We start from the raw sequence: 3,579 nt of genomic DNA, 5'->3' as shown, positions 1-3,579 counted from the left end.
ACGGTGGTTTGGGATTGGCGTTTGCGGGCGATCGCGGATCGCCCCTACGGGATGATGCCTGGCGGTGGGTGTGAATGCTCTCGGGTGGGTTTGGGATTGGCGTTGCGGGCGATCGCGGATCGCCCCTACGTGATGATGCAATATGTCGTGCATGATACTGTCAATTATTCAATTTTCGTATCGTAATATCGATCATTCTGCCATTTCAATGGATTCATCTGTATGTATCGGACGATCTCGTAATAATCGTTTTCATTTCTAATGACATGGTCATAGAATGATTTCTGCCAAACTGGGAAGCCAGCTTTTTTGGTGACCAAACCTTTTGTTTGTCGAACAATTCCGGACACGGATATATCCGCAGTTTTATTGAGTCTTAAGATCAAATGAATATGATTGGGCATAATAACGTATTCGATTACATCTACACCATCATATACTGCTTCGATATTCTCGATCGCTATTTTAACCGCATTTCCAATTTCGGATAAAATGAATTTAGCATTTTCATCCAGAATCGTATCGTTTAAGCACAGCAGATGCTCCCGGTCTTTTGTACATATGGTAATGAAATAGCAACCATTTTGCGAGTAGTTGTAGGTTTTGAGACGGATTTTTTTTCGTTTTTTATGTTCCATAAATTTCTCCCTACGGGAGGTTGATCACGAATCCCCCCTACAATTTAAGATTATGGGTTTGCCAGTCAATTGCGGTTCGTGTGGCGGGCCGCGCCCGCCTATTCGGGCGATCGCGGATCGCCCCTACGAAATGATGCCTGGCGGTGGTGTGTATGCCTGACGGTGGCTTGAAATGGGGGTTGCGGGCGATCGCGGATCGCCCCTACGAGATGATGCCTGGCGGTGGTGTGAATGCTGTCGGGTGGTTTGGCATGGGGGGGCGGGCGATCGCGGATCGCCCCTACGGGATGATGCGGTACGTTTCCTTGTGATTTTGACAACAGGACGGGATGATGCGGTATGTCAGAGCGCGCTTACAGCATCGGGTGGTTGATGTAGCTGATGATGCGTTCGCGGTAGGCGGTCTGGCGTTCCTGGGATTCGGCTGATTTGATCATCTGTCGGAATACGTACTGGTTACCCATGAGAACAAGCATTTTCTTCGCCCGGGTGACAGCGGTGTAGAGCAGCTTCCGGTTGAGAAACAATGGCGGTCCGCCGACGATCGGCATGACCACCACGGGGAACTCACTGCCCTGACTTTTGTGGACGGTCATGGCGTAGGCATGGGTGATCTCGTCCATCTGGTCGAAGTCGTAGTCGACGCGTTTGCCGTCGTTGAACAGAATGCTGAAGGTTTTCTGGCCTTCGTCGATTTCTTCGAGGATGCCGATATCGCCGTTGTAAATCCCTTCGCCCTGTTCATAACTGGTGGTGTCTTCCCATTTCAGGCGGTAGTTGTTTTTGATCTGCATGACCTTATCCCCTTCGCGGTAAATCACCGTTCCGAATTCACGCTGGGCCCGGCCCGGGTTCGGCGGGTTCAGCACCGCTTGGAGCTCCCGGTTCAGGCTGATCACGCCGACCTTGCCGTTTTTCATCGGGGAAATCACCTGGATGTCCTGAAAACTGTCAAAGCCTTTGGCCAGCGGCAGGTTTTCGGTCACGATTTTCAGGATATCCCGCAGCAGCTTGTCGCCGTCGTTTTTGTTCAGAAACAGGAAATCACTGTCGTTGTTGATGTCCGGCATGTTACCCTGGTTTATTTCATAGGCATTGACCGAGATCATGCTTTCTTCCGACTGCCGGTAGATCCGTTCCAGGCTGACCACTTTAACGGCACCGCTTTCGATGATGTCCTTGAGCACATTTCCCGGCCCGACGGAGGGCAACTGGTCGGCATCGCCGACCAGGATCAGCCGGGTCCCCGGCTGGATGGCCATCAGCAGGCTGTTCATCAGCAGAATATCGATCATCGAGGACTCATCGACGATGATGGCGTCGACCTCCAGGGGATTGGCTTCATCCTTGCTGAAGCTGGGAAAGTCGTCGTTTTCGCTGTATTCATATTCCAGCAGGCGGTGGATGGTTTTAGCCTCATGTCCGGTGGTCTCGGTGATGCGCTTGGCGGCGCGGCCGGTTGGGGCTGACAGCACGGTTTTGAAGCCCAGGTCTTTGAAAATGCGCACGATCCCGTTGATGATGGTGGTCTTTCCGGTTCCGGGTCCGCCGGTGATGACAATTACCCCGTTTTCCATCGCGGCGGCGATGGCTTCGCTCTGTTTGTTATCCAGGGTGATATCCATGTCTTTTTCATATGCTTTGATCTTTTTTGCGATATTCACATCCGGTATTTTATACTCGCCCTGACTGATTCTGGCCATGATCAGGGCGGCGTTGTCTTCGGCCTCGTAGAGATTTCTCGGGTAGTAAACCCTCTGATCGCTGACTTCTTCCTGAATGATTTTTCCGAACAGGATGAGTTCACCCAGTTGACTGGTGATTTCATCTTCGTCCACGCCCAGAATGCGCGAGCTGGTTTGGATCAGTTCGGTTTCGGTCATAAAGGTGTTACCGCGGTTGTAGCAGGCGCCGAGGGCGTAGTTGATGCCGGCCAGAATGCGGCTGGGGCTGTTTGGTTCAAATCCCAGCTGGTTCGCAATCTGGTCGGCAATTTTAAAGCCGATGCCGCGGATGTCGTCGATCATCTGATAGGGATTATTGAGCAGTACGGAAATGGTCTCGGATTGATAGGTCTTGTAGAGTTTCATGGCCCAGGCGGCGGAGATGCCGTAGTCCTGGATCTGAATCATGATCTGTCTGATTTCGCGCTGCTCGTGATAGACTTCCTTGATGCCTTCCAGGGTTTTCTTCCCGATGCCTTTGATCTCTGAGAGTCGGTCGGGATGATTGTCGAGGATGTCCAAGGTCTCTTCACCAAAGTGTTTAACAATGGCTTTGGCGGTCTTTTCACCGATGCCCGGAATGATGCCGGAGGCCAGATAGCGCGTGATCCCTTCGGTGGAGGTGGGGATTTCCATGGCATAGGTTTCCATCGAAAACTGATCGCCGTAGTTTTTGTGCTCGGTCCAGTAGCCGGTCAGTTTGAGGTATTCGCCGTGGTTCAGTTCGTCAAAATTTCCCACGACGGTGACCAGATTTCCGTCGATATCAAAATGGGCCACGGTGTAGCCGTTGTTGTTGTTTCGAAAGACGATGTGCTCCACCGTTCCCTTTATGGTTTCCATGTTTTGCTCCTGTGGTTTGAAGATGTTTGTTTTATTATATCATAAAGTGATGCGACTATACATAGACCGTGCCGACAATTTTACGGTGGCGGGCGGGATGATGACAGGCGGTGGTGTCAATATTTTTGGGTGGTTTGGCATTGGGGGTGCGGGCGATCACGGATCGCCCCTACGGGTTGGTGTCAATGCTTTGGTGTGGTTTGGCATGGGGGTGCGGGCGATCACGGATCGCCCCTACGGGTTGGTGTCAATGCTTTGGGGTGGTTTGGCATGGGGGTGCGGGCGATCGCGGATCGCCCCTACGGGTTGGTGTCAATGCTTTGGGGTGGTTTGGCATGGGGGTGCGGGCGATCACGGATCGCCCCTACAGGGGT

The 3,579-nt window shown here is 52.2% G+C and carries 3 protein-coding genes; 1 reads left to right on the top strand and 2 read right to left on the bottom strand.

Translation table 11 applies throughout. From position 1 onward, the window contains the following. Positions 1-186, top strand: a 186-nt coding sequence (locus tag GH808_RS15225) for a hypothetical protein (protein WP_207722360.1), incomplete at its 5' end; no start/stop codon positions are given. On the opposite strand, the gene GH808_RS14855 is transcribed toward GH808_RS15225, so the two are convergent. Both GH808_RS14855 and recD2 read right to left on the bottom strand, forming a co-directional pair. Next, the gene (locus GH808_RS14855) at positions 165-638 is read right to left on the bottom strand and encodes a transposase (RefSeq protein WP_186843568.1); all 474 of its coding nucleotides are present in this window, start codon (positions 636-638) and stop codon (positions 165-167) included. The genes GH808_RS15225 and GH808_RS14855 overlap by 22 nt on opposite strands. 353 nt (positions 639-991) lie before the next feature. Then, positions 992-3,205 carry an SF1B family DNA helicase RecD2 gene (gene recD2, locus GH808_RS14850; RefSeq protein WP_186843567.1) on the bottom strand — a complete coding sequence of 738 codons (2,214 nt, stop codon included), beginning with the start codon at positions 3,203-3,205 and terminating at the stop codon, positions 992-994. Between the last annotated feature and the right edge of the window lie 374 nt (positions 3,206-3,579).

It is taken from the genome of Acetobacterium fimetarium, assembly GCF_014284475.1.
GTDB classification, from domain to species: Bacteria; Bacillota; Clostridia; order Eubacteriales; family Eubacteriaceae; genus Acetobacterium; species Acetobacterium fimetarium.
The sequence above is the reverse complement of the archived record's forward strand: the minus strand, read 5'-3'. Positions and strand labels throughout refer to the sequence as shown.